This is a genomic window from Flavobacteriales bacterium (genome assembly GCA_013214975.1).
Lineage (GTDB): Bacteria > Bacteroidota > Bacteroidia > DT-38 > DT-38 > DT-38.
The window spans coordinates 1-19,369 of sequence record JABSPR010000004.1; the positions used below are offsets into that span (position 1 = coordinate 1).

Below are 19,369 nucleotides of genomic sequence, written 5' to 3' on the forward strand. Positions count from 1 at the left end.
TCAGATGTAGCCATTATCTGGTAATCGTCCATCGGGCTTTCGCTTCCATGTAGATATGCACCTTTTGAATCACTTACCATATGAATTCCACTAATTGGAGGTAAATTAACATAACTGATTAGCGCAATTGTTCCGATGTAGCCAGTTATTACTGTGGTAGACAATTGTGATTCCCAAGTCACACCACCATCTTCAGTTCTGTAAATATTATTGCCCGATGAAACATAATATATATCGTCATCTACAGCACTAACATCGCCATTATCGTGAGAATATATTAGCTCCCAAGATGAGCCACCATCCATGGATTTATATAAACTTGATGCATCCAAAACAAGAAGTTTACTCTCTGATATAAATTCTATTTTTTTAATTCTCTGGGTAGATCCTAACTCAACATCTGCCCAACTTGTTCCTCCATCAATAGATTTAAACAAGATCCCCTCTGAAGTACCCAAGTATCCAACTTGTGAGCTATAAAAGTTAATCGCACTTAAATCTGTCGAATCTGCCGGAGATTCTAGGACTGTATGATTAACTGAATATACGATCTCAACTACCCTCTTTTCACAAGAGTAAATTGCAACCAGGACTATAGTTAGAAGGAAATATTTTGAAAATAATCTCAAATTCGTTGGTCTATTGAATACAAATATATAGTGTTTTAAACAATTGTAAGTTACTAATTCCCCATCTCTTATATCTAAAACGTCTATCTATTATCCTATTTTAACACTTCTTAACCAAACAAGATTAAATGCCTACTCTTTCAAACTATACAAAAGCAATAACCTTTGGTACCGAATACCTATTAAAATTAGTTGATGGTTTTGATGAAGAAGACTGGTTTTACAGTCATGAAGAAAGCAACAACGCACATTGGAATCTTGGCCACATTGTAGAAGAACGAACGTTGTTTCTGCAATCTATCGGTGTAGATGTATCCCCAAATAGCTGGGAAAGCATGTTTACGTTTGGTGAAGAACCCAATGAAGAACAAAGTTCTGTTTCGGCAGAAGAACTAATAGAAGCTTTACGTCAACGAGAAAAGGAATTAGTTAAAGCATTACCCTATGTTAAGGCGAATATGAATCTGCCATTGGCAGATGAAGAATGGCCTATTTGGGATGAGTTTAAAACCGCCGAAGATTACATGAATTTCAACCTATTTCATGAAGGTTATCACATTGGGCAGATTGGTATTGTTCGTAAGATGCGAGGAAAAGGAAGGTTGATGTAGGTCTAACTCAACTGCTCTATATCAATCAAATCTACCTCTCTTCCTAATTTCTTTTTATAGGCAATTAATTGCTGTTTGGGAATTAAAGGAACCGAAATTCCTAAAACTTCGACCAATTCCGAATCTTCAAAATTTATAATCTCTTGTTCCCACTGGTTTGTTTCTGGGTTTCGAAAAACCGTGTTGCCAGCATTTACAATCTCTATCAATTGTCCTTCATAAGAGAATTCTACTATCTCGCATTCCATGATATCGTCTTTATATATCATTGGTCCTTGAGTTATATGCTCCTTTACCAGATCGCATAATTTCCTGAAACTTACAGAAGGAACTTCTATGTCGATGTCGGCCAATTCTCGTCGCGCCCCATAGGCTCGTGCTGCAAAACCACCCAATATCTGAAATGGAATTTCATTAGTGGTAAGCAATTTAACTATCCAGTGCAATGCTTTTTTCGTGTCCTTCATTCCAGGGTTTTATTCTCCTACTTCAATCTCTGGCGTAATCTCTTTGGGTTCCTTATCGCTATCTACCTTTAACAAGTCTGAGCCAGTGCTTACTACTTGAAAGGTGGTTCGTCTATTCTCGGCATGCTGTTCATCTGTACAATCTGATTTAACTTTTCCCTCGCATCCGCAATCGTTCACCAATTCAGATTCTCCATATCCTATTCCCGTTATCCTATCGGGATCAGTAATTTTCCCGCTTATATAGTTTGCCGATGCCTTAGCTCTTTTATCCGATAACTTCATGTTATACTTTTCACTACCTCTACAATCTGTATGAGAGCCTAGCTCTACCACCATCTCTTTATAATCGGTCATAATCTTTACGATTTTATCTAACTCGATTGCCGCATCTTGCCTGATATCCGATTTGTTAACATCAAAACCAATCGCATTAATTTGAACTAAATCCGATAAGTTTTTAACCTCAACATCCATAGAGAAATCCAATAAATCGGAAAATTTCGTTTTGCCATCTATCTTATAAACGACCTCTACATTTAAGGACTTTGTAAAATAGCCTTCCTTGGAAAGTTCAACAGAATACATAGCCTTTTCATCTTTCTTCTTATCACCTATTGATTTCACAAACTCGCCAGTATCTATAGTAATAAACGTAAATGCTTCACCTGTAGATTGATCTACAATTTGTACACGAACCCCACCTAGGCCATCTTTCGTTTTTGAATCGGTTACCAAACCATACCACGATAAGTTGCTGAAAATTTCATCTTCTTCATATTCTGGAATTATTTCGGGCTCCGGTTCTGGAATTACAATTGGCTCTGGAATAGGTTCTGGTTCCGGTTCTGTAGCGGCTATATACTCGAGCTTAATGTTCTTCATGATTTCTTGAAAACCACCAGTGTTCTTAAACTCAAACGTATCTATATACGTCTTATGATTCAACGCTTTTACAACCAGTTTATATCTGGGACCTGGGTTTAATAACATCACATATTTTCCAGTAATACCATTTGGTGTGTACTTTCCAATTAGTTCTCCCGATGCCTCGTCAACTATACTTAGAATAGGTTTTTCTGATCTAAATGGCTTTTCACCTTGCTTTGTAGAAGTTACCTCTCCACCTATCAACACCCCATTAATCTCTTCGCCATTCATATATATAACATATATATCTGACGCCCCAAATCCATCTTCTCGAATCGTTGAATAATAGCCTCGCCTCCCATCTGTAGACAATACAAAAAACAGGTCGTCCTGTACTGTGTTAATTGGGTACCCCAAGTTTTTAGGCTTAGACCAAGTTGTGTCTATCAAATTCGATTGAAAAATATCATGCCCTCCCATGTTCTCATGACCTGTAGAACTAAAAAACAGCTTCGATCCATCGGGATGGATAAAAGGGGACTCCTCATCACCAGATGTATTTATTGTTGGTCCTAAATTCGTTGCCAAACCCCAAGTGCCATTTGGAAGCAATTGAGTCTTATAAAGATCCATTCCTCCTTCACCTCCTATTCGATCGCTACAGAAATAAATAATTCTACCGTTTTCCGTTATTGTTGCGCCCGATTCTATGCCAGCAGATTTTATATCATTCCTATAAATTAATGGGCCTCCCCAGCCATTTCTATTTTGCCTAGCATAATAAAGGTCTCCTGATCCGTAATCGTTCGATTTATAAATAAACATTAACTGCCCATCGGGAGATATTCCAACTGCAGACTCATGTTTCGCAGAATTAATAAGGTGACCTAAATTTCTAGGTTTAGTCCATTCTCCATTCTCTTTTACCGATGAGTAAATATCCTCGAAATATAAACCGTCTAATCTATTCTCTGGACCTCTATTTGAAGGTCTTCTTGTCGTAAATAGCAGCATATTCTCATCCATAGAGAGCACTGGGCCATAGTCTGGGAACATGGTATTAACTTCTCCGCCTAAATTCTCAATCTTTACATTAACAGGGTTAGCTACAGCCGAGATAGCATATTTAGTTATGGCAATCTTGTGTTCTATTTCTTCAGTACTAAAATCTTTCACCCCTAACTCTGGATTCATCTCAAAATTCAAATATTCATTATAGCATTTAAGAGCATTGTCGAAATCCATGGTGGCATGATAAGCCAAGCCCAAATAAAAGAGAGCTTCTATATGACCTCCCTTCGTCGCGAATTGCAAGAATGGAATACAAATCTCTTTATCATTTTCTATAAGATACTTACAAACTCCTATTCTTAAATTAAGTTCTACTATAGAACTATCTAAAGAATAAGCTATCATATAAAACTTAAGAGCTCTTCTAAAATCGAGTTTATAATATGCCTTTTCTCCAGAAACTAAAGCTGGTCTTAAATCCACTTCCGAATATTGGGCATGGCTCACCTGAATCGTCAGAGCAAATGATAAAAGAAGGATAATAAAGTGCCTAAGCGTCATTTAATTACGTCTTTTCCTTTTCTTAAAGATAAATAATTAGATAAATAAACGTCCAAGGAAGACTCCTAGTAAGAGTCCTCAAATTTTAAATACAGGTTATTTACGAGATCCTAATAAAGAAGTTATTGTCGGACATGGATCTATTACACACCTTTCTAGGTACTTAAAAAATATTCTTGAATTTATAATTTTGTATTTTAGTGTCACAACATTCAAAAAACAAACATCATGAAATCTAAAATTCAATCACTGACCTCAGTTATTCTAACTTTTAGTATCCTATTTCTGGCAAGTTGTGAAAAAGCAGAAACCTTACCGAATACTCCTCCTAGTCTTCCTACAGAAGGTAGTTTCGTTTTAAACATGGATAACTTTTCGGATATCACTAAATCCATAGAACCAAAATCAAAAATAGCCACTATAGCAGCGGGATTAACAGTTCTGGTTTGGAATACTATCATGAATGTAACTTTAGTTGTTCCGGTAGCAGCTTTCAAAGAAGCGTTTAATCACGAAGGTAAGTGGGACGTAGATAAAGACGGTTATGTTTGGACATATGATGTAGTGAGTGGATCAAACACTTACGCATGTGAACTGGTTGGATCGGTGGCAGATGCAAGTAGTACTAATTGGGAAATGTATGTTTCAAAGAGTGATGGGTTTCAAAATGTATTGTGGTATGAAGGTACTGTGGCTAACGATCACTCCAGCGCTTCCTGGAAGATGAATAAAGATGGAGACGACCCAACGGCATATCTTGAAATCGGCTATTCTAAGACGGATGAGAACAATGCAACATTGAAATATAAGATTGTAGAAAGTACAGATTATGAGAATTCGTATATCGAATACACTATATCTGATGATGAAATGTACGATAGAAATTACGATGTGTACTCATCGAAGGAGGATGTATACGTTGATATCGTATGGCATAGTACTGAGAAATATGGATCATACACCAACTCCAATTCAAACGAAGGAAACACATTTTGCTGGAATGAATTAGGTGAAGACACTGATTGCGAATAGAGCACTCATATAATCATAAATATTGAAGCCAGAACTTACAATGTAAGTTCGGGCTTCATCTCAATGCAATGACGTGATTGCATTAATCAGGAAACGCTATTTTCAAATTCTCTAGGAGAGGTACTCTATTAAAGTCGTACTTAAAACAAACAATGTAAAAAAGGCTAGAGCCGTTTTTAATAAGATGTAATCTTTTTTGATTTTTTTCATATCCTCTAATTTCATATCACACTTTCAAATAATATGCCAAGAATGGTAAACGATATTTTAGAACACAAAAAAGGTGATTAGTCTTATGATACTAATCACCTTTTAAGTTCAGGTCAGCTTAGATTCTTTTTAATTCTGCAGAACTTCCGTTGACGTTTTTGGGTTCTTACTATATATATCCATCAAACTTGCCTTTCCCCTAGGAGGAATTGCATTTTTATTTCAATAAAAATTGAAATAATATGTATGCAGCTTAATATATGATAGTTACGCCTGAAAAAATTACCAAAATTTTATTTTGGTAGTAGCATACATACACATTCGGAGAAGGATAAAACCATGTTTAAACCGTGAAATATTGGTGTCTCCATAGATACGTTCTTGGTATCGTATTGGTAAATCGATCAATTTTAGATTTAATTTATAGGCTCCGAATATCAGATCAAAATCACCGAAAGGATCAAAATCCCCAAAGAACTTTTTGTTCTTTATCAGTTTCTCATAATCTGTTCTAAACATAACTTTGGTTCCACAAAGAGTATCTTTAATCGATGATTCCAACAACCAAGAGAATGCCATACTAAAGAACTTATTACCTAAGATATTCAAGAAGCGCATGGCGTCCTTCTCCATCGGATACACCAATCGACAACCATTTATGAATTCCCCTTTCCCAAAAGCTAGTGCGTCATAAAATTTCGGAAGTTCTTCTGGAGGCATAGTTAAATCCGCATCTAATATCATTAAGATATCTCCAGTGGCAGCTCGATATCCTTTTCGTACTGCATCGCCTTTTCCCTTTCCTTCCTGTTGCATAATTTTTATATCATGCGTATCGGCATATTTAGATTGTATCTCCTTTATCTTTTCCCATGTGTCGTCGGTAGAATTACCCTCAACAAATATGATCTCTATATGTTTCCCGAATTGAGGCATTCTTAATATTGCATCCTCAATATTTCCGCTCTCATTTCTAGCGGGAATTACAATCGTTGAGCTATATCTGTTCTCAAAATCAGCATCGTCAATTATTGGACGTGAAATGATGTAATTATTTAAACAAAGATTATTTAGTAAAGGAAGTCGAGCAAAGAATTTATTAGCAAACCAGGAGATTACAGGAATATTTATGGGAATCAACACGCCTTTAGCCGATCTGTAAGATTCAAAACCGGTTAGATGCAGCATATTCCGTATATCATTTGGTGTAAGCCAACTCGATTCTGGTGCCTTCTTCTTCAACCTTAATAATTCACCCAAACGAACTATTGGATACCAAAAATAATTCGGACTTGTGATAAAAATTTTAGTCCGTGGATGGCATACTCTCTTCACAGAATTCAAAACATCGATTACATTATCGAATATGCTAACTACATTGCTTAGTACAATGACGTCGTACTTATTATCCAATTGAATATTTTCTGCATCCATTACATGAAACTCAATATCTGGATGAAGTTCTTTTGCGACATCAATCATATTCTCGCTAAAGTCTATCCCCGTTTTATTGATACCCTTTAGAATTGACAGCGTATCTCCTGTACCACATCCTATCTCTAAAACAGAATCGTCTTCATGAATAAAGTAATTATGGTAGTGAGCAATCATCGACCAGTAATACCGATACATTACTCTGTATCGCTTAAAGTTTAGAGCAAAATCTTGAAAGTGCTTATAGAAAAGTTTTCCTACTTTATCAGTCATCAATCTTATTTACTTCGATAGTTTGAAACATAGCAATCGCAGGGAACAATGGCGATAAGATTCTTTCTAGAAAAGATACCACACCAAAACTCCAACCCGGAACAAGAGATTTATAGGATAAACCACCCGTTAATAAATAGCGAAATGGAGTGTGTAATGTTATGCTTCTCAATTTTAAACTTTCGAATTTAGATTGAAAGATATGTAAATCTCTATTAAATATTATCCACGGAAGAGCACCGTTTGCATCTGTCATCGGGCCCATTGAACTAAATTTCCAATCCGCGTTTTCATCGAATAGTTCATGATGAACATTCTTATAGACCAATCTAGAAAAGATGGTATTCGCTGGTTCTACTAAAACGAGTTTCCCTTTGGGTTTTAATACTCGCTGTACTTCGTTGAAAAACTGTTCACAATCTGGAATATGATGCAATACATTAACCATAAAAATAGAATCTAATGTGGCGTCTTCAAAAGGCATCTTCTCCGCCATAAAGCACATATCTACTTCTTCAATATCCATTATATCGGAAGTAATGATACTAGGCATAATAGTTTTCAAGAAACCTCCTCCTGAACCAATTTCAAGATGCTTGGTATCTTCTTCAACAGTTATTCTCTTGATATAATGACTATACCACTCTTCGTGCAATTTTTTCAGAAATGGCTTCGCTAAAATTATTTCGCGATGTACAAGTGAGGCATCTGGCGAATCGAGATTAAGAATATCTGACTCCTTGAACATTGTAAATTAATTTTTCAATGGAGTGAAGGAGAAATCAAATCTTCACTTTAATAATTAGCATAGAATGCCCGAATCTTTCCAGCTAGTTGATCATATATAGGTTTTGTAAACTCTATAAACAGATCCTGTGGCAGTGGCGGGTTAAGTTGCTTTAAACCAAGTATTTTTTTCTGTTCTTTACTTAGAGCTCTTTCATCTCCATTAAAATATCCCCATTCACAGAACCAATTGTAAGTACCAGGAAACTTTTCCTGTGTTAGTACTACATCTGTATTAGGATCGATTATTTTAAAATCGAGTAATCCAGTGGAAATAACCGTTTTTTTAGAAGTATGCAAGGTGGCCTTTACTGTTGCATAAGCTGGATGTACAGTTCCGTTTGGAAGTTTAACTTCAGAAACCACCACACTATCTTTAGAAATTTCCTTCTCTGTTTCCTTTATGTGAGTTTGCCCAACAATAAAATCATCAAATCTTATTTTAATAAGATGATTTACAACTTCTATTCCCTGAGTTTTTGCCTCTTTAGGTGAATAGAACTTTACAAATTCATTAACCGGCAATGTGTGTATTAGCTCGCTAATCTTGTTTTCAAAGAATTCATTGCTAATCTCCATAGACTTTGAAACTTTAGGGAGAGGATCTAATACTACTTTAAGAGTAGCATAAAATTTAGAGTCCGCCATCTTATTAATAACGTCTTTGTATCCAGGTTTAAGGCTATTTGCTTTTTTATAATGTAAATAAGCTTGCTTTGCTCTATTTCTATCAAGCTTGTTCTCTAATTCTTTTTCGGCCAATGCATATCTCACTTCCGCCGCTTTCTCTACTGCTCCATCATACTCAGCGGTGTATCGCACTGCCTGAACAAAGTTCAGGCAAGCAGGACATCTGTTTATCTCATCATACTGGCGATTCATAGCCTTGTACTCTGCCATTACTTTTTCCCATTTATACACATCACCAGATGATTTAAATTGGGCTATTCGTCCTTCATGCCATCCTTTAGCAGCTGGATATGCTTGCGACAGAGCGTCAATAGCCTTCTTATTCTCACCATTCTTTCTAAGTTTCTTCACAGCTTTCAGAACGGCCGCATCATAATTTCCACTTTGATAGGATTTTTGACTACTGTTACATGAAAACAATAGAAACAACGCTACAATGGGCAATACAATAATTCTTCTCATCATTAAATAATTTATCACGGATCGAAGATAGGAAAACAAATTGTGTGCCATATAAATATTCACTTAATCTATATTACAAATGATTCAATATCTCTCCTAAATAAGGGAATCTTATAATAATTAGATGATTGAAATAAAAAAATCGAACACTTTTAATCTTTGCTCGTAGAACGATCACAATTGTATTGAATAAAAATCTACATACATATAACAATAATTCATTTCGATTTGAATGGATTTAGAGTAAAGAATTTTTACATTTGAGCAACTAGCATGCATAAAACAAACACAAACTATACACTTTAAAGAGTTACCGCTTTAATTAACAGCAAAGTAACACACTAGAGCATAAGTATAATGAGAAGATACATTTTATCCATAGTATTAATTTTAGGAGGAGCAATAAGTTCTATTGCCCAAACAACGCCTACAATTGTGTTTTTTCCGCCTAGCGGATGTGTTGACGCTGACTTAACTTTTACGAGTAGCTCGTTTGTGGCGGATGGCATTCAAGACACGGAATGGGATTTCGATAATAATGGAACAATAGATGCTACAGGCCTAACTGTAACAAACCCTTTTACTAATTCTGGTCCGCAATCAGTTAGATTAACCGTTACTTCAAATGCTGGCATTACAAATTCAACAGTTGCAACAGTATTGGTTTATCCAAACCCAAGTGCCGCAATTAGCATTCCAACAGTAGGATGCCTTGAAGCTAACGTTGCGTTTACCGCCACGGATACTTTAATTTTTGATTATAACGATATCGCTACTTTTTCATGGGATTTTGGTGATGGTTCCCCCGTATTAACTGGGTCGTCCGTATCACATACATATACGACTGTTACTACTGGGGTATCCCCTTCCTTAACAATGACTTCTAATGAAGCATGTATAACGGTTGAAACATTTACTTTATCTGTAAACAATGGGCCATTAGCTGCGTTTACAAGTAATATTGCTTGTTTAGGAGATAGTACATACTTAACAAACACATCTACGCCAGGTCTTTCGCCTTTGGCAACTTCTACTTGGTATTTTAATGATCCCTTATCTGATGACAATACTTCAATGGAGATAGGAACAGGCTCTGTGGTTCATGAATATTTGAATGCAGGAACCTATGGAGATACATTAATAGTTATTGACGAAGTGGGATGTATTGACACCGTAATAAATACAGTAACTGTGGAAATCCCTCTTCAAGCTTTAGCTATTTCAGGTAATACTACATTATTTGATCTTGAATCAAGTCTTACTTCTTTAAGTACAACAGAGTCTTTTACATCTTATGCTTGGTATAAATCAGATTCTATTTATTTGGGTAGTTCTACTATACTAGAGAATGTTATGGATTCAGGAAGCTATAGTGTAAGTGTTTTAGATGGAAGTGGATGTTCTTTAAGTACTAGTATTTACATTACTGAAATTAGCGCTACTCTAAGTGCCAAAAATATAATTACTCCAAACGGAGACGGAAAAAATGAAGTATGGATCATTGATGACCTTGCCTCTTTTACGTCATGCGAAGTTCAAATCTTTAACCGTTGGGGGAAAAACGTATATAGTGAGGATATTTATAACAATAGTTGGAATGGAACATTTGAAGGAAATCCCTTACCTGAAGGTGTTTATTTTTACACTGTAAATTGCCCTACAGAAGAAATAAGCGGAACTGGATCAATTACTTTGTTGAGATAAAATGAACGGACGATCTACATATAATATTATCAAAGCTAGCCTGGTTGGGTTATGTCTTGCTATGCCATTTTCTCTTTTGGCACAACAATCTCCTATTACCAACCAGTTTATGACTAACCACTTCGTTTATTCACCTGCATTTGCCGGTGCTGAAGGAGATTGGAAAGGAAATATTTCTTACCGAAAAGAATGGGTAGGAATCTCTGGTGCACCTATTACAAAATTTATTAATGTAAACGGTCCAGTTGCTGGCAACGGTGGCTTCGGCGCTTCATTGATAAGCGAAGATATTGGAATGATTAAATCCACTAATGGATCGTTGAGTTATGCTTACCATTTAGAAGTAGGATCTGATCACACGATAAGTTTTGGTGTTAATGGCGGATTCCATGAGAATCGAATTAATTTATCAGATATGAACGTTGATGATGGCTCTGATGATGTATTCTTAAATTCGATGGGTGGGCTAAACAATTCTTTTGTTGGTACTGCATTAGATATAGGTGCTGGAATTAACTACACGTATGAAGACGCTACCGTTGGAGTAAGCGTACCCAACTTGCTAGGAAATTCAACTTTTTACCAAAATCAAAATAGCAACCTGAACTATACCTACGCTCGACATTATTTAATGCATGCCTCATTTGAGTTTGGAATTAAAGACGACTTATTACGATTTGAACCAATACTAATAGGTAGACTAAGTCAAAATAGCCCTGTTCAAGTTGAAGCTGCAGTACTCACGAAATATGACGACTGGATTTGGGTTGGTCTAGGGTTTAGATCAGGAGGTATTTACCATGCTTCAGGTGGTGCAATGATCAGTGATAAAATAAATATTTTATACTCGTATGAATTTGGATTTGCAGGAATAACAGCTCAATCAAGTGGTTCGCATGAAATTGGATTAGGATTTAATATTAGTGGTAGTGGCGACGGTGGCGGTAGCAAGAAAGACGATGCTCTTGAAGATGTTAAACCTCTGATTGACAGCCTAGGTGCTCTATATGCTGCATTAGAAGCAAGAGTCGATTACGATTCTGTAAGAATAGATAGCTTAGATGCGAGAATATTTGATTTAGAGCATGATGTAGTGGATAACAAAGAAGTTGCTGTTGCAGATATTGGACGAGTTAAAGGAGAAGTTAATGAGCTAGACAGAGCTATTCACGGATCAGAAAACTTATCTGTAATTGATACAGAAACCGGCGAACAACAATCATTGAAACAAGGTTACTATGTTGTGATCGAAGCATTCAGAAGTTTCTCAAATGCCAAGGTTGGAATTATGCAATGGGATAAAAAAGGCAAGACATCGTTCATTGTATTTAATAGCGAACGAGAATGGTACTACATCTACCTATCTGAATACGATTCGTATGAACATGCGAAAAAAGACCGTGATGCAATGCGAGATGCAGGCTATACGGACGTTTGGATCCACAAATTTCAATAACATTTGATATCGACTGATTATTAAGTCGGAATTAATACAGCCTATTTTTCTGAATATAATTCATTACAGAATCTGGTACCATTTCAGTGATATTGCCTTTCTCAGCAATTTGCTCCCTAATAGAGGTAGATGACCATGGTATTAAAGGTGCTTCATTAAAGAATTGATATGCGCCATTAACTTCTACCTCTTTCTTTATATCTCTTGGGTAGACTAGAATCTCATGATTTAAAATAATGTCCTTGTAGTTTTTCCAGAGGTTCAGCGTATCTATATTGTCATCCCCAACAATTAGGCTAAACTTCTTATCTCTATGTAAATCACGTAATAGCTGCAGCGTAGAATAAGTATAATTTGGTTTAGGCAAACCAAATTCTATATCACAAATAGATATCGAAGTATTATTACAGGCTAATCGGCACATTTCTAAGCGCTGATCGCCAGATACCGTTTGACTCATATCCTTAAAGGGATTCGCCGGCGTAACTACTAGCCAAACTTCATCTATACAGTCTTGTTTCATGAAGTATTCTGCAACCGAAATATGACCTTTATGAATTGGATTAAACGACCCGAAAAGCAATCCAATATTCATAGAGTAAATTTATTTAAGGAAAGATCTCACTATTTGCTCAGTCTCTTCACAAGCTACCAAAAGTTGATCATTCACAACAATTTTATCAAATTCTTCCGATCTCAACATTTCCTCTTCTGCTCTTTCCAAACGCTCTTCGATACTTCTTGGAGATTCAGTACCTCTATTAAGCAATCTCTGTTTTAAAGCCTCTTTTGATGGGGGCATAATAAAAATTGATAGCGCTTTATCACCATATTCTTTCTTAATGTTTATTGCACCAAGAACATCTACATCGAATATTACATTCTCACCCAAATCGAATATCCTTTCGAGCTCAGATTTAAGAGTACCATAAAACAAACCGTCATAAACCTCTTCCCATTCTACAAACTCATTTTGAGCCAATTTCTCCTTGAACTCTTTTGTTGAAAGAAAATAGTAGTCTTTCCCATCTACTTCACCAGGTCGCATTTTCCTACTGCAAGCAGAAATAGAAAACCTCAAATTCAAATTGCACTTGATCAAATGTTTCATGATAGTGGTTTTCCCAGCACCTGAAGGAGAAGAAAGAATAATCATTTTTTTCATCCGAACTACAATATATTTAACAGTTGTTCTTTAATCTTCTCTAACTCATCTTTCATCTCAACTATTACCTTTTGCATGCTTGCATCATTTGCCTTAGAGCCAATCGTATTAATCTCTCTCCCCATTTCTTGGGTTATAAAACTTAGTTTCTTACCCTCTGAATTCCCAGATTTCAAAACGTTTATAAAATAATCCAAATGGCTTTTCAATCGCACCTTTTCTTCAGTAATATCAATCTTTTGGAGATAATAAATTAATTCCTGTTCAAGCCGATTTTCATCTATTCTATCTTTTTCAATTAACTCTTCTAACGACTGCTTAATCTTGTCTTTAATATATTCTTCTCTCTTATACTCAAATTTCTCAATCTCAACCAACGCTTTCCCAATCAAGTCTATACGAATTACAACGTCCTTCTCTAATACGTCTCCTTCCATAATCCTGAACGCATCCAGTTCTTTCGCAGCGCTATGTATTCCTTCTCTCACCTTACTCCACTCGTTCTCATCAAAATCATGTGACTTAGATATCATGATATCTGGCATTTTCAGGATCAAACTCAAATAATCGACATTAGAGTCATTATTAAGCCCTTCATTAATTTCCTTCAATTCTTTATAATAAGAATTAACCTTTTCCCTATCTATTTCCTTCCCTTTTTCTCCACCAATGTTCTCATAAGAAATACGCACGTCAATTTTACCTCTAACAAATTTTTCCGCTAAAAAAGATCTTATCTCAAGCTCTTTATCCCTAAACAAATCAGGCATCTTTAAACTAACATCCAATTGCTTACTATTCAATGACTTCATTAGAACTTGAAATCTTCTAATTTCGCCATCAATTAGAGTTTTACCGTAGCCGGTCATTGATTTTATCATGATATAAATATTTTATATAAAGGTAAGGAAAGAGTGAGAAATTCGAAGTCTATTTAACCAATGAGGTTGGCCTGCTCACCAGATAAACTCCACCTAAAATAATTACCACCGAAATAACTTTAATTAGGTCCAATTCATCCTGCCCCATCAGTATAGCAAAGAATGCCGCTAAGAGAGGTTGTAAATAAATATAGGTACTTGCTACCGAAGGAGATAATTTGACAAGAGCAAACGTATTTAACAAATACGCAAAACATGTAGTAACAAAAACTACAAAGAGAACAGCTCCCCAAATATCAAGACCAAAACTGCTCCACTCTACTTCCATTACTTCCGAAAAGCCAAAAGGCATAACGAAAAACACACCGAAAGAGAACACCCATTTAACAACGGTTAAAGGGTTGTATTTCTGTAATAATCCTTTTACCAATGAAATATAAATTCCATAAGAAAGAGAATTGATTAATATATACATATCGCCCTCTATAGTCTCCGAACCGAAAGAGAAATCCTTTTTAAAACTCAATAATAGTAGAGCACCAATTAAGCCAAGTGCTATTCCAGTAATTTTAAAAATTGTAACTCTTTCACGAATAATTACACTAGCTATTATTAATACTAAAATCGGATTGGAAGTCATTATTATTGAAGCGTTTATTGGCGTGGTAAGGTTGAGCCCTTTCAAAAACATCAATTGATTTAAAGCAACACCAAACACAGCGCATAATGCAAATTTCAGATAGTCATTGTTATCTATTTTTTCCTTTTTAGAGATAAAATGCAAACACCAAAAGAAAATTGCCGCACCAGTAGCTCTTAATACTACAAAGCCAAATGGCTCAACAAAATCAGGCATAACCAACTTTGCTATCGAATAATTTACACCATAAATTATGTTAGCAATGAGCAAAGCCACATGGGCCATCCACCTTGTCATTATGCTTTGAGAGTCAATTTTAGTGATTCAATATTATTTTTCGAATTCCCAATAAAGATTTCTTTGTTTATCAAGGAAACCGGTCTTTTAAGAAAAGTATAATCTTCTAATATTAGTTTCTTAATGTCTATTTCAGACAAATTTTTGTCCCCTAACTTCATAGTCCTATATTTGATAGCTTTACGACTAAACAAAGCTTCATAGGAACCACTAAGAGCTCGCATTTCCAATAATTGCTCCTCCGTAATTTTATTACTTTTGATATCTTGTAATTCAAAACTTTCGTCAATGGAAATCTCTTTCAGTATCCTACTGCAAGTTGAGCAAGTTGATAAATGATATATTTTCTTCATTGGTATTTTTTTACAAAATTAGCAATTAACATATGAGTATCTCCGGAACTAAAAAGGAAAGTAAAAGAGTTCTACGATTACGAATGACCGTCTTCCCTATTCTAATAGGTCTAGGCATATCATATTATCTTCTACAAGATGAATTCAAAGAATATGGGATTCCAGAATTTACACTTTCATTAACGAATTGCCTTCTAATATTTGTTATCATTTTATTGGCCTCTTTACGTGATTTGGCTTACATGTATAGAATAAGGATTATAACAGATAAAGTAATTAGCTGGAAAAACTCTTTTAATATTATTTTTCTTTGGGAATTTGCATCCGCAGTAACGCCTTCGATAGTAGGTGGCTCATCGGTAGCATTTTACATACTCTACAAAGAAGGTCTTTCACCAGGAAAGAGCACTGCTACAGTGCTGATCACCGCTCTTTTCGACGAGTTGTTTCTGATTATATTTGCTCCTTTTACTATTCTTTTAGTAGGAAGTTCCGTTGTTTTCAACCAAGATACAGACCTCTCTATCTTTGGCACTCAACTTCCCATAAAGAGTATATTTTACGTAGGCTATGGGATTCTAAGTATTCTCTCCATCGTTTTATTCAGCGCTATTTTTGTGGCACCTAATCTAATTCGGAAAATCATTTTATTAGCTTTCAATCTACCTGTATTAAGATTAAAAAAGGAATTTGGCCTAAAGTTTAGTAATGATTTAGAAACGAGTTCTATAGAATTTCGAAACAAACCAGCTTTTTTCTGGCTTCAAATCGGACTGGCAACTGCTGTATCTTGGCTCTCCAGATACTCTGTTTTAATCTTTATCATTCTTTTATTTACGCCCTTATCTAGCTATAGCATCGTAATAGCAAAACAACTTGTAATGTGGATAATAATGTTGGTTTCTCCTACTCCAGGTAGTTCAGGAATAGCCGAATATATATTCACCTTATTTCTTGCTGGACTTATCCCCGTTTCTATCATCTCAAGCCTCGCTATTTTATGGCGTCTTGTGACATTTTATCCCTATTTGTTTATAGGTGCTCTCATATTGCCTGGATGGACGAAAAGAAAGTTCGCAAAACCCTAGATATAACCGTACTATTTTAGTTTTTTTGCACCTTAAATTTAATAGACGAAATAATGAAATTCGGAACTAAAGTAATACACGCAGCAATTGAACCAGATTCGGCTACAGGAGCAATAATGACTCCAATATACCAGACCTCGACGTTCGTTCAGACTGCACCAGGTGAGCACAAAGGTTATGAGTACTCAAGGTCTCAAAATCCAACTAGACACACTTTAGAAAAGAATTTAGCCGCTTTAGAGAATGCCAAGCATGGATTATGCTTTGCTAGCGGCATGGCAGCAACCGATGCTATCATTAAATTATTAAGCCCAGGTGATGAAGTTATTTCTACGAATGACCTTTACGGTGGTAGTTACAGAATATTCGAAACAATCTTTAAGAACTATGGCATAGTTTTCCATTTTGTTCCAATGAATGATACTGCCGCTATTAAAGAAAAGTTGAATGATAATACTAAAATGATTTGGGTGGAGACACCGACAAATCCAATGATGAATATCATTGATATCAAAGCTGTATCTGAAATATCTAAAAGCAAGGATCTAATCTTAGTTGTAGATAATACTTTTGCATCGCCTTACTTACAAAACCCAATGGATTTAGGTGCAGACATTATTATACATTCAATCACCAAATACATTGGTGGTCATTCGGATGTAATAATGGGTGCTGCCATTTGTAATAATGATAACTTACAAGAAAGATTGGCATTTATTCAAAATACATGTGGTGCTGTTCCAGGACCTCAGGATTCGTTCTTGGTACTAAGAGGTATTAAAACTTTACATCTTAGAATGCAACGTCATTGTGAGAATACAGAAAAAATGGCGAATCACTTACGTAACCATGACAAGGTTGAAAAAGTTTTCTGGCCAGGATTTGAAGATCATCCAAACCATAGTATTGCAAAAGAACAAATGAGTGGCTTCGGAGGAAACTTATCATTTATCATCAGAGGGAATAAAATGGAGGATGCCTATACTTTCTTAAGCAGTGTTAGGGTATTTACTCTTGCAGAGTCTTTAGGTGGTGTTGAGTCATTATGTTCACATCCAGCTTCTATGACCCATGCAGCTATCCCTAAAGAGATAAGAGAACGAAGTGGTGTAGTTGATTCTTTAATACGTTTTAGTGTTGGGGTTGAAGACATAGAAGATCTTATTGTTGATATCGATCAAGCGCTAAGTAAAATATAAATTTAAGTAGTAAGCTTAGATTAAATCAAGCGTTCCAAAAATAAAAGTTTAAGACATAAAAAATGTGAGCATTTGCTCACACTTTTTATTGTTTAATATTAACTCTTCTTTATAATCAGTCTTTAAAACCAATTAGAAGTGAGATACATCCACTAGGTAAAATCCCTGTTGTTGTCTCTGATTTAGGAGCTACAATTCTTATAGTTAATCTTTGCGTCGCATCAACATTAAAATCGAAGTTATCATCTCCGCCTCCGTTGCTATATAATTCTTTACCATCTCCATCAATTAACATAAAGACTACTTCTCCTAGAACTTCTTGTGTTCCAACCAATACTCTATAATCTTGGCCTTTGTAAAACACCATGCCAATTTCAACGGTTTCTCCAGCTGCTATGACAGCACTGTTAAACTGCCCATTATGGATATAAGGTGCCAATTGTGGTACACATTTCTTTTTTGTAAACGATTTACACTGAGCCTGGCTATCAACGTTAATTCCCACTAACATTAAAAAGGCAGATGCCAATACGATATATAATTTTGCTTTTATCATGGTTCTATCTATTAAAATATTAATTGACTATTCCGCTTCTAATTGCGCCTACTTTATCAGCAATTTGTCCTAATAACTCATTAGGAATCAAAATTTCACTTTTAGTAGTAATGCTATGAACTTTAGACTCTTCGTTCAGTTCAACGTTGTTCTCGCCGATTTTTATATCAACCGCTTCAAATATTGTAGACAATTCTGCTAACTGAGCTTTAAGCGCATTCAAATCTTCATCATTAAAGTTCTCTAACAATTTAATCAGATCTTCAAGAGATAATTTTTGTTCTGCAACTCTTTCCAATATTTCATTATTATCAGGTATTTGCAATGCCAATTGTGCTGCAATGTATAAACCTTCAATCCAGCCACCTGTTACAATAACAGCTGAGACATCTGCTCTGTCGTTTTCTTTTAAATACGACTCAGATGACCAATATGATTCAGAAATAATTTGAACCAATGTATCTTTATTACCCAAGTTCTGTTGAATTCTATATACGTTCTCAGCAGAGAATGCACTGGTTATTCCTAATCCATCCGCTAATTTCTTAGCACAAGAAAAATACAACATAGACTCTTGTGTTTGTCCGAATATACTAGTGTAACTTAAATCTGCACCGTATATACCAAGGTTAAGTGCTTTAGAGCTATTTGTTGAATAGTTATCCACATTCTTAACATCGTTTAAAATATCACCAGAATAAGTAGCACCTGTTTTTTTAATAATTGCTGCCATCTCTATTGGTGATGGAATAGCATAAAATATTTTCTCTGAACTAGATTGAATTAACTCATCCTTATTTACGTCAGGAATAGCTTCTTCTTCAGAAACAGCCTCTTCAGACTCCGCTCCTCCTTCCTCACTTGCGCATCCCACAGCAAGAAATACCGCTAACTGAACTAGTAATAAATAAAATATATTTTTTGTTGAAATTGTTTTCATAATACTTAATTAGGTTATATACTGAAATAGTACTGAACAAATATAAAAAATTAT

19 protein-coding genes are annotated in these 19,369 nt (G+C 35.4%); 6 read left to right on the forward strand and 13 right to left on the reverse strand.

Annotated elements, in window-relative coordinates; all coding sequences use genetic code 11:
- Positions 1–629: hypothetical protein (locus tag HRT72_00165; protein NQY66128.1), on the reverse strand; the 629-nt coding region annotated here is incomplete at its 3' end.
- A 128-nt stretch (positions 630–757) separates the two neighbouring features.
- On the opposite strand from HRT72_00165, the gene HRT72_00170 reads away from it, so the two are divergent.
- A complete protein-coding gene (locus HRT72_00170) occupies positions 758–1,240 on the forward strand; it encodes a DinB family protein (protein NQY66129.1) in 483 nt (160 codons plus the stop codon).
- A 2-nt stretch (positions 1,241–1,242) separates the two neighbouring features.
- Here the strand turns inward: HRT72_00170 and HRT72_00175 are convergent, their stop codons facing one another.
- Positions 1,243–1,707 carry a MazG-related protein gene (locus HRT72_00175; GenBank protein NQY66130.1) on the reverse strand — a complete coding sequence of 155 codons (465 nt, stop codon included), beginning with the start codon at positions 1,705–1,707 and terminating at the stop codon, positions 1,243–1,245.
- Positions 1,708–1,716: 9 nt separating this feature from the next.
- Complete coding sequence (locus tag HRT72_00180; GenBank protein ID NQY66131.1) at positions 1,717–4,149, reverse strand: PD40 domain-containing protein; 2,433 nt, start codon at positions 4,147–4,149, stop codon at positions 1,717–1,719.
- Between the two features lie 228 nt (positions 4,150–4,377).
- Here HRT72_00180 and HRT72_00185 point away from each other — a divergent pair, with 228 nt between their 5' ends.
- Positions 4,378–5,181: a hypothetical protein gene (locus HRT72_00185; protein ID NQY66132.1), complete on the forward strand. Its 804-nt coding sequence runs from the start codon at positions 4,378–4,380 to the stop codon at positions 5,179–5,181.
- A 492-nt stretch (positions 5,182–5,673) separates the two neighbouring features.
- On the opposite strand, the gene HRT72_00190 is transcribed toward HRT72_00185, so the two are convergent.
- The 3 genes from HRT72_00190 to HRT72_00200 all read right to left on the reverse strand — a co-directional run bounded on the left by HRT72_00190 (position 5,674) and on the right by HRT72_00200 (position 9,039).
- Positions 5,674–7,023 carry a glycosyltransferase gene (locus HRT72_00190; protein NQY66133.1) on the reverse strand — a complete coding sequence of 450 codons (1,350 nt, stop codon included), beginning with the start codon at positions 7,021–7,023 and terminating at the stop codon, positions 5,674–5,676.
- 67 nt (positions 7,024–7,090) lie between these two features.
- Entirely contained in the window at positions 7,091–7,846 is a 756-nt protein-coding gene (locus tag HRT72_00195) for a class I SAM-dependent methyltransferase (protein ID NQY66134.1), read from the reverse strand.
- Positions 7,847–7,893: 47 nt separating this feature from the next.
- The gene (locus tag HRT72_00200; protein NQY66135.1) at positions 7,894–9,039 is read right to left on the reverse strand and encodes a hypothetical protein; all 1,146 of its coding nucleotides are present in this window, start codon (positions 9,037–9,039) and stop codon (positions 7,894–7,896) included.
- A 354-nt stretch (positions 9,040–9,393) separates the two neighbouring features.
- Here HRT72_00200 and HRT72_00205 point away from each other — a divergent pair, with 354 nt between their 5' ends.
- Both HRT72_00205 and HRT72_00210 read left to right on the forward strand, forming a co-directional pair.
- Positions 9,394–10,740, forward strand: coding sequence for a gliding motility-associated C-terminal domain-containing protein (locus HRT72_00205; protein ID NQY66136.1), 1,347 nt, complete (start codon positions 9,394–9,396; stop codon positions 10,738–10,740).
- Between the two features lies 1 nt (position 10,741).
- The gene (locus HRT72_00210; protein ID NQY66137.1) at positions 10,742–12,196 is read left to right on the forward strand and encodes a PorP/SprF family type IX secretion system membrane protein; all 1,455 of its coding nucleotides are present in this window, start codon (positions 10,742–10,744) and stop codon (positions 12,194–12,196) included.
- A gap of 31 nt (positions 12,197–12,227) precedes the next feature.
- On the opposite strand, the gene nadD is transcribed toward HRT72_00210, so the two are convergent.
- The 5 genes from nadD to HRT72_00235 are packed head-to-tail and all read right to left on the reverse strand — an operon-like array spanning position 12,228 to position 15,532.
- Positions 12,228–12,791, reverse strand: coding sequence for a nicotinate (nicotinamide) nucleotide adenylyltransferase (nadD, locus tag HRT72_00215; protein ID NQY66138.1), 564 nt, complete (start codon positions 12,789–12,791; stop codon positions 12,228–12,230).
- Between the two features lie 9 nt (positions 12,792–12,800).
- The gene (gene gmk / locus HRT72_00220) at positions 12,801–13,361 is read right to left on the reverse strand and encodes a guanylate kinase (protein NQY66139.1); all 561 of its coding nucleotides are present in this window, start codon (positions 13,359–13,361) and stop codon (positions 12,801–12,803) included.
- Between the two features lie 5 nt (positions 13,362–13,366).
- A complete protein-coding gene (locus HRT72_00225) occupies positions 13,367–14,242 on the reverse strand; it encodes a YicC family protein (protein NQY66140.1) in 876 nt (291 codons plus the stop codon).
- Positions 14,243–14,291: 49 nt separating this feature from the next.
- The gene (locus HRT72_00230) at positions 14,292–15,179 is read right to left on the reverse strand and encodes a DMT family transporter (GenBank protein NQY66141.1); all 888 of its coding nucleotides are present in this window, start codon (positions 15,177–15,179) and stop codon (positions 14,292–14,294) included.
- Entirely contained in the window at positions 15,179–15,532 is a 354-nt protein-coding gene (locus tag HRT72_00235) for a hypothetical protein (GenBank protein ID NQY66142.1), read from the reverse strand. Before HRT72_00235 ends, HRT72_00230 begins: the two co-directional genes overlap by 1 nt.
- A 32-nt stretch (positions 15,533–15,564) precedes the next feature.
- Between HRT72_00235 and HRT72_00240 the strand changes: the two genes are divergently transcribed.
- Together HRT72_00240 and HRT72_00245 are read left to right on the forward strand one after the other, a co-directional pair.
- A complete protein-coding gene (locus tag HRT72_00240; protein NQY66143.1) occupies positions 15,565–16,620 on the forward strand; it encodes a flippase-like domain-containing protein in 1,056 nt (351 codons plus the stop codon).
- Between the two features lie 53 nt (positions 16,621–16,673).
- On the forward strand, positions 16,674–17,819 hold the full coding sequence (locus HRT72_00245) for a cystathionine gamma-synthase (GenBank protein ID NQY66144.1): 1,146 nt from the start codon (positions 16,674–16,676) through the stop codon (positions 17,817–17,819).
- A 115-nt stretch (positions 17,820–17,934) separates the two neighbouring features.
- On the opposite strand, the gene HRT72_00250 is transcribed toward HRT72_00245, so the two are convergent.
- Both HRT72_00250 and HRT72_00255 read right to left on the reverse strand, forming a co-directional pair.
- The gene (locus HRT72_00250) at positions 17,935–18,375 is read right to left on the reverse strand and encodes a hypothetical protein (protein ID NQY66145.1); all 441 of its coding nucleotides are present in this window, start codon (positions 18,373–18,375) and stop codon (positions 17,935–17,937) included.
- 19 nt (positions 18,376–18,394) lie between these two features.
- On the reverse strand, positions 18,395–19,315 hold the full coding sequence (locus tag HRT72_00255; protein ID NQY66146.1) for a hypothetical protein: 921 nt from the start codon (positions 19,313–19,315) through the stop codon (positions 18,395–18,397).
- Positions 19,316–19,369 lie beyond the last annotated feature (54 nt).

Bases quoted from the DNA above. Each gene is read 5' to 3' on its own strand.
- HRT72_00240 (NQY66143.1), top strand. From the start codon at position 15,565: ATGAGTATCTCCGGAACTAAAAAGGAAAGTAAAAGAGTTCTACGATTA.
- HRT72_00175 (NQY66130.1), bottom strand. From the start codon at position 1,707: ATGAAGGACACGAAAAAAGCATTGCACTGGATAGTTAAATTGCTTACC.
- HRT72_00210 (NQY66137.1), top strand. From the start codon at position 10,742: ATGAACGGACGATCTACATATAATATTATCAAAGCTAGCCTGGTTGGG.
- HRT72_00180 (NQY66131.1), bottom strand. From the start codon at position 4,149: ATGACGCTTAGGCACTTTATTATCCTTCTTTTATCATTTGCTCTGACG.
- HRT72_00225 (NQY66140.1), bottom strand. From the start codon at position 14,242: ATGATAAAATCAATGACCGGCTACGGTAAAACTCTAATTGATGGCGAA.
- HRT72_00250 (NQY66145.1), bottom strand. From the start codon at position 18,375: ATGATAAAAGCAAAATTATATATCGTATTGGCATCTGCCTTTTTAATG.
- HRT72_00205 (NQY66136.1), top strand. From the start codon at position 9,394: ATGAGAAGATACATTTTATCCATAGTATTAATTTTAGGAGGAGCAATA.
- HRT72_00235 (NQY66142.1), bottom strand. From the start codon at position 15,532: ATGAAGAAAATATATCATTTATCAACTTGCTCAACTTGCAGTAGGATA.
- HRT72_00170 (NQY66129.1), top strand. From the start codon at position 758: ATGCCTACTCTTTCAAACTATACAAAAGCAATAACCTTTGGTACCGAA.
- HRT72_00245 (NQY66144.1), top strand. From the start codon at position 16,674: ATGAAATTCGGAACTAAAGTAATACACGCAGCAATTGAACCAGATTCG.
- gmk (NQY66139.1), bottom strand. From the start codon at position 13,361: ATGAAAAAAATGATTATTCTTTCTTCTCCTTCAGGTGCTGGGAAAACC.
- HRT72_00230 (NQY66141.1), bottom strand. From the start codon at position 15,179: ATGACAAGGTGGATGGCCCATGTGGCTTTGCTCATTGCTAACATAATT.
- nadD (NQY66138.1), bottom strand. From the start codon at position 12,791: ATGAATATTGGATTGCTTTTCGGGTCGTTTAATCCAATTCATAAAGGT.
- HRT72_00255 (NQY66146.1), bottom strand. From the start codon at position 19,315: ATGAAAACAATTTCAACAAAAAATATATTTTATTTATTACTAGTTCAG.
- HRT72_00200 (NQY66135.1), bottom strand. From the start codon at position 9,039: ATGATGAGAAGAATTATTGTATTGCCCATTGTAGCGTTGTTTCTATTG.
- HRT72_00185 (NQY66132.1), top strand. From the start codon at position 4,378: ATGAAATCTAAAATTCAATCACTGACCTCAGTTATTCTAACTTTTAGT.
- HRT72_00190 (NQY66133.1), bottom strand. From the start codon at position 7,023: ATGTATCGGTATTACTGGTCGATGATTGCTCACTACCATAATTACTTT.
- HRT72_00195 (NQY66134.1), bottom strand. From the start codon at position 7,846: ATGTTCAAGGAGTCAGATATTCTTAATCTCGATTCGCCAGATGCCTCA.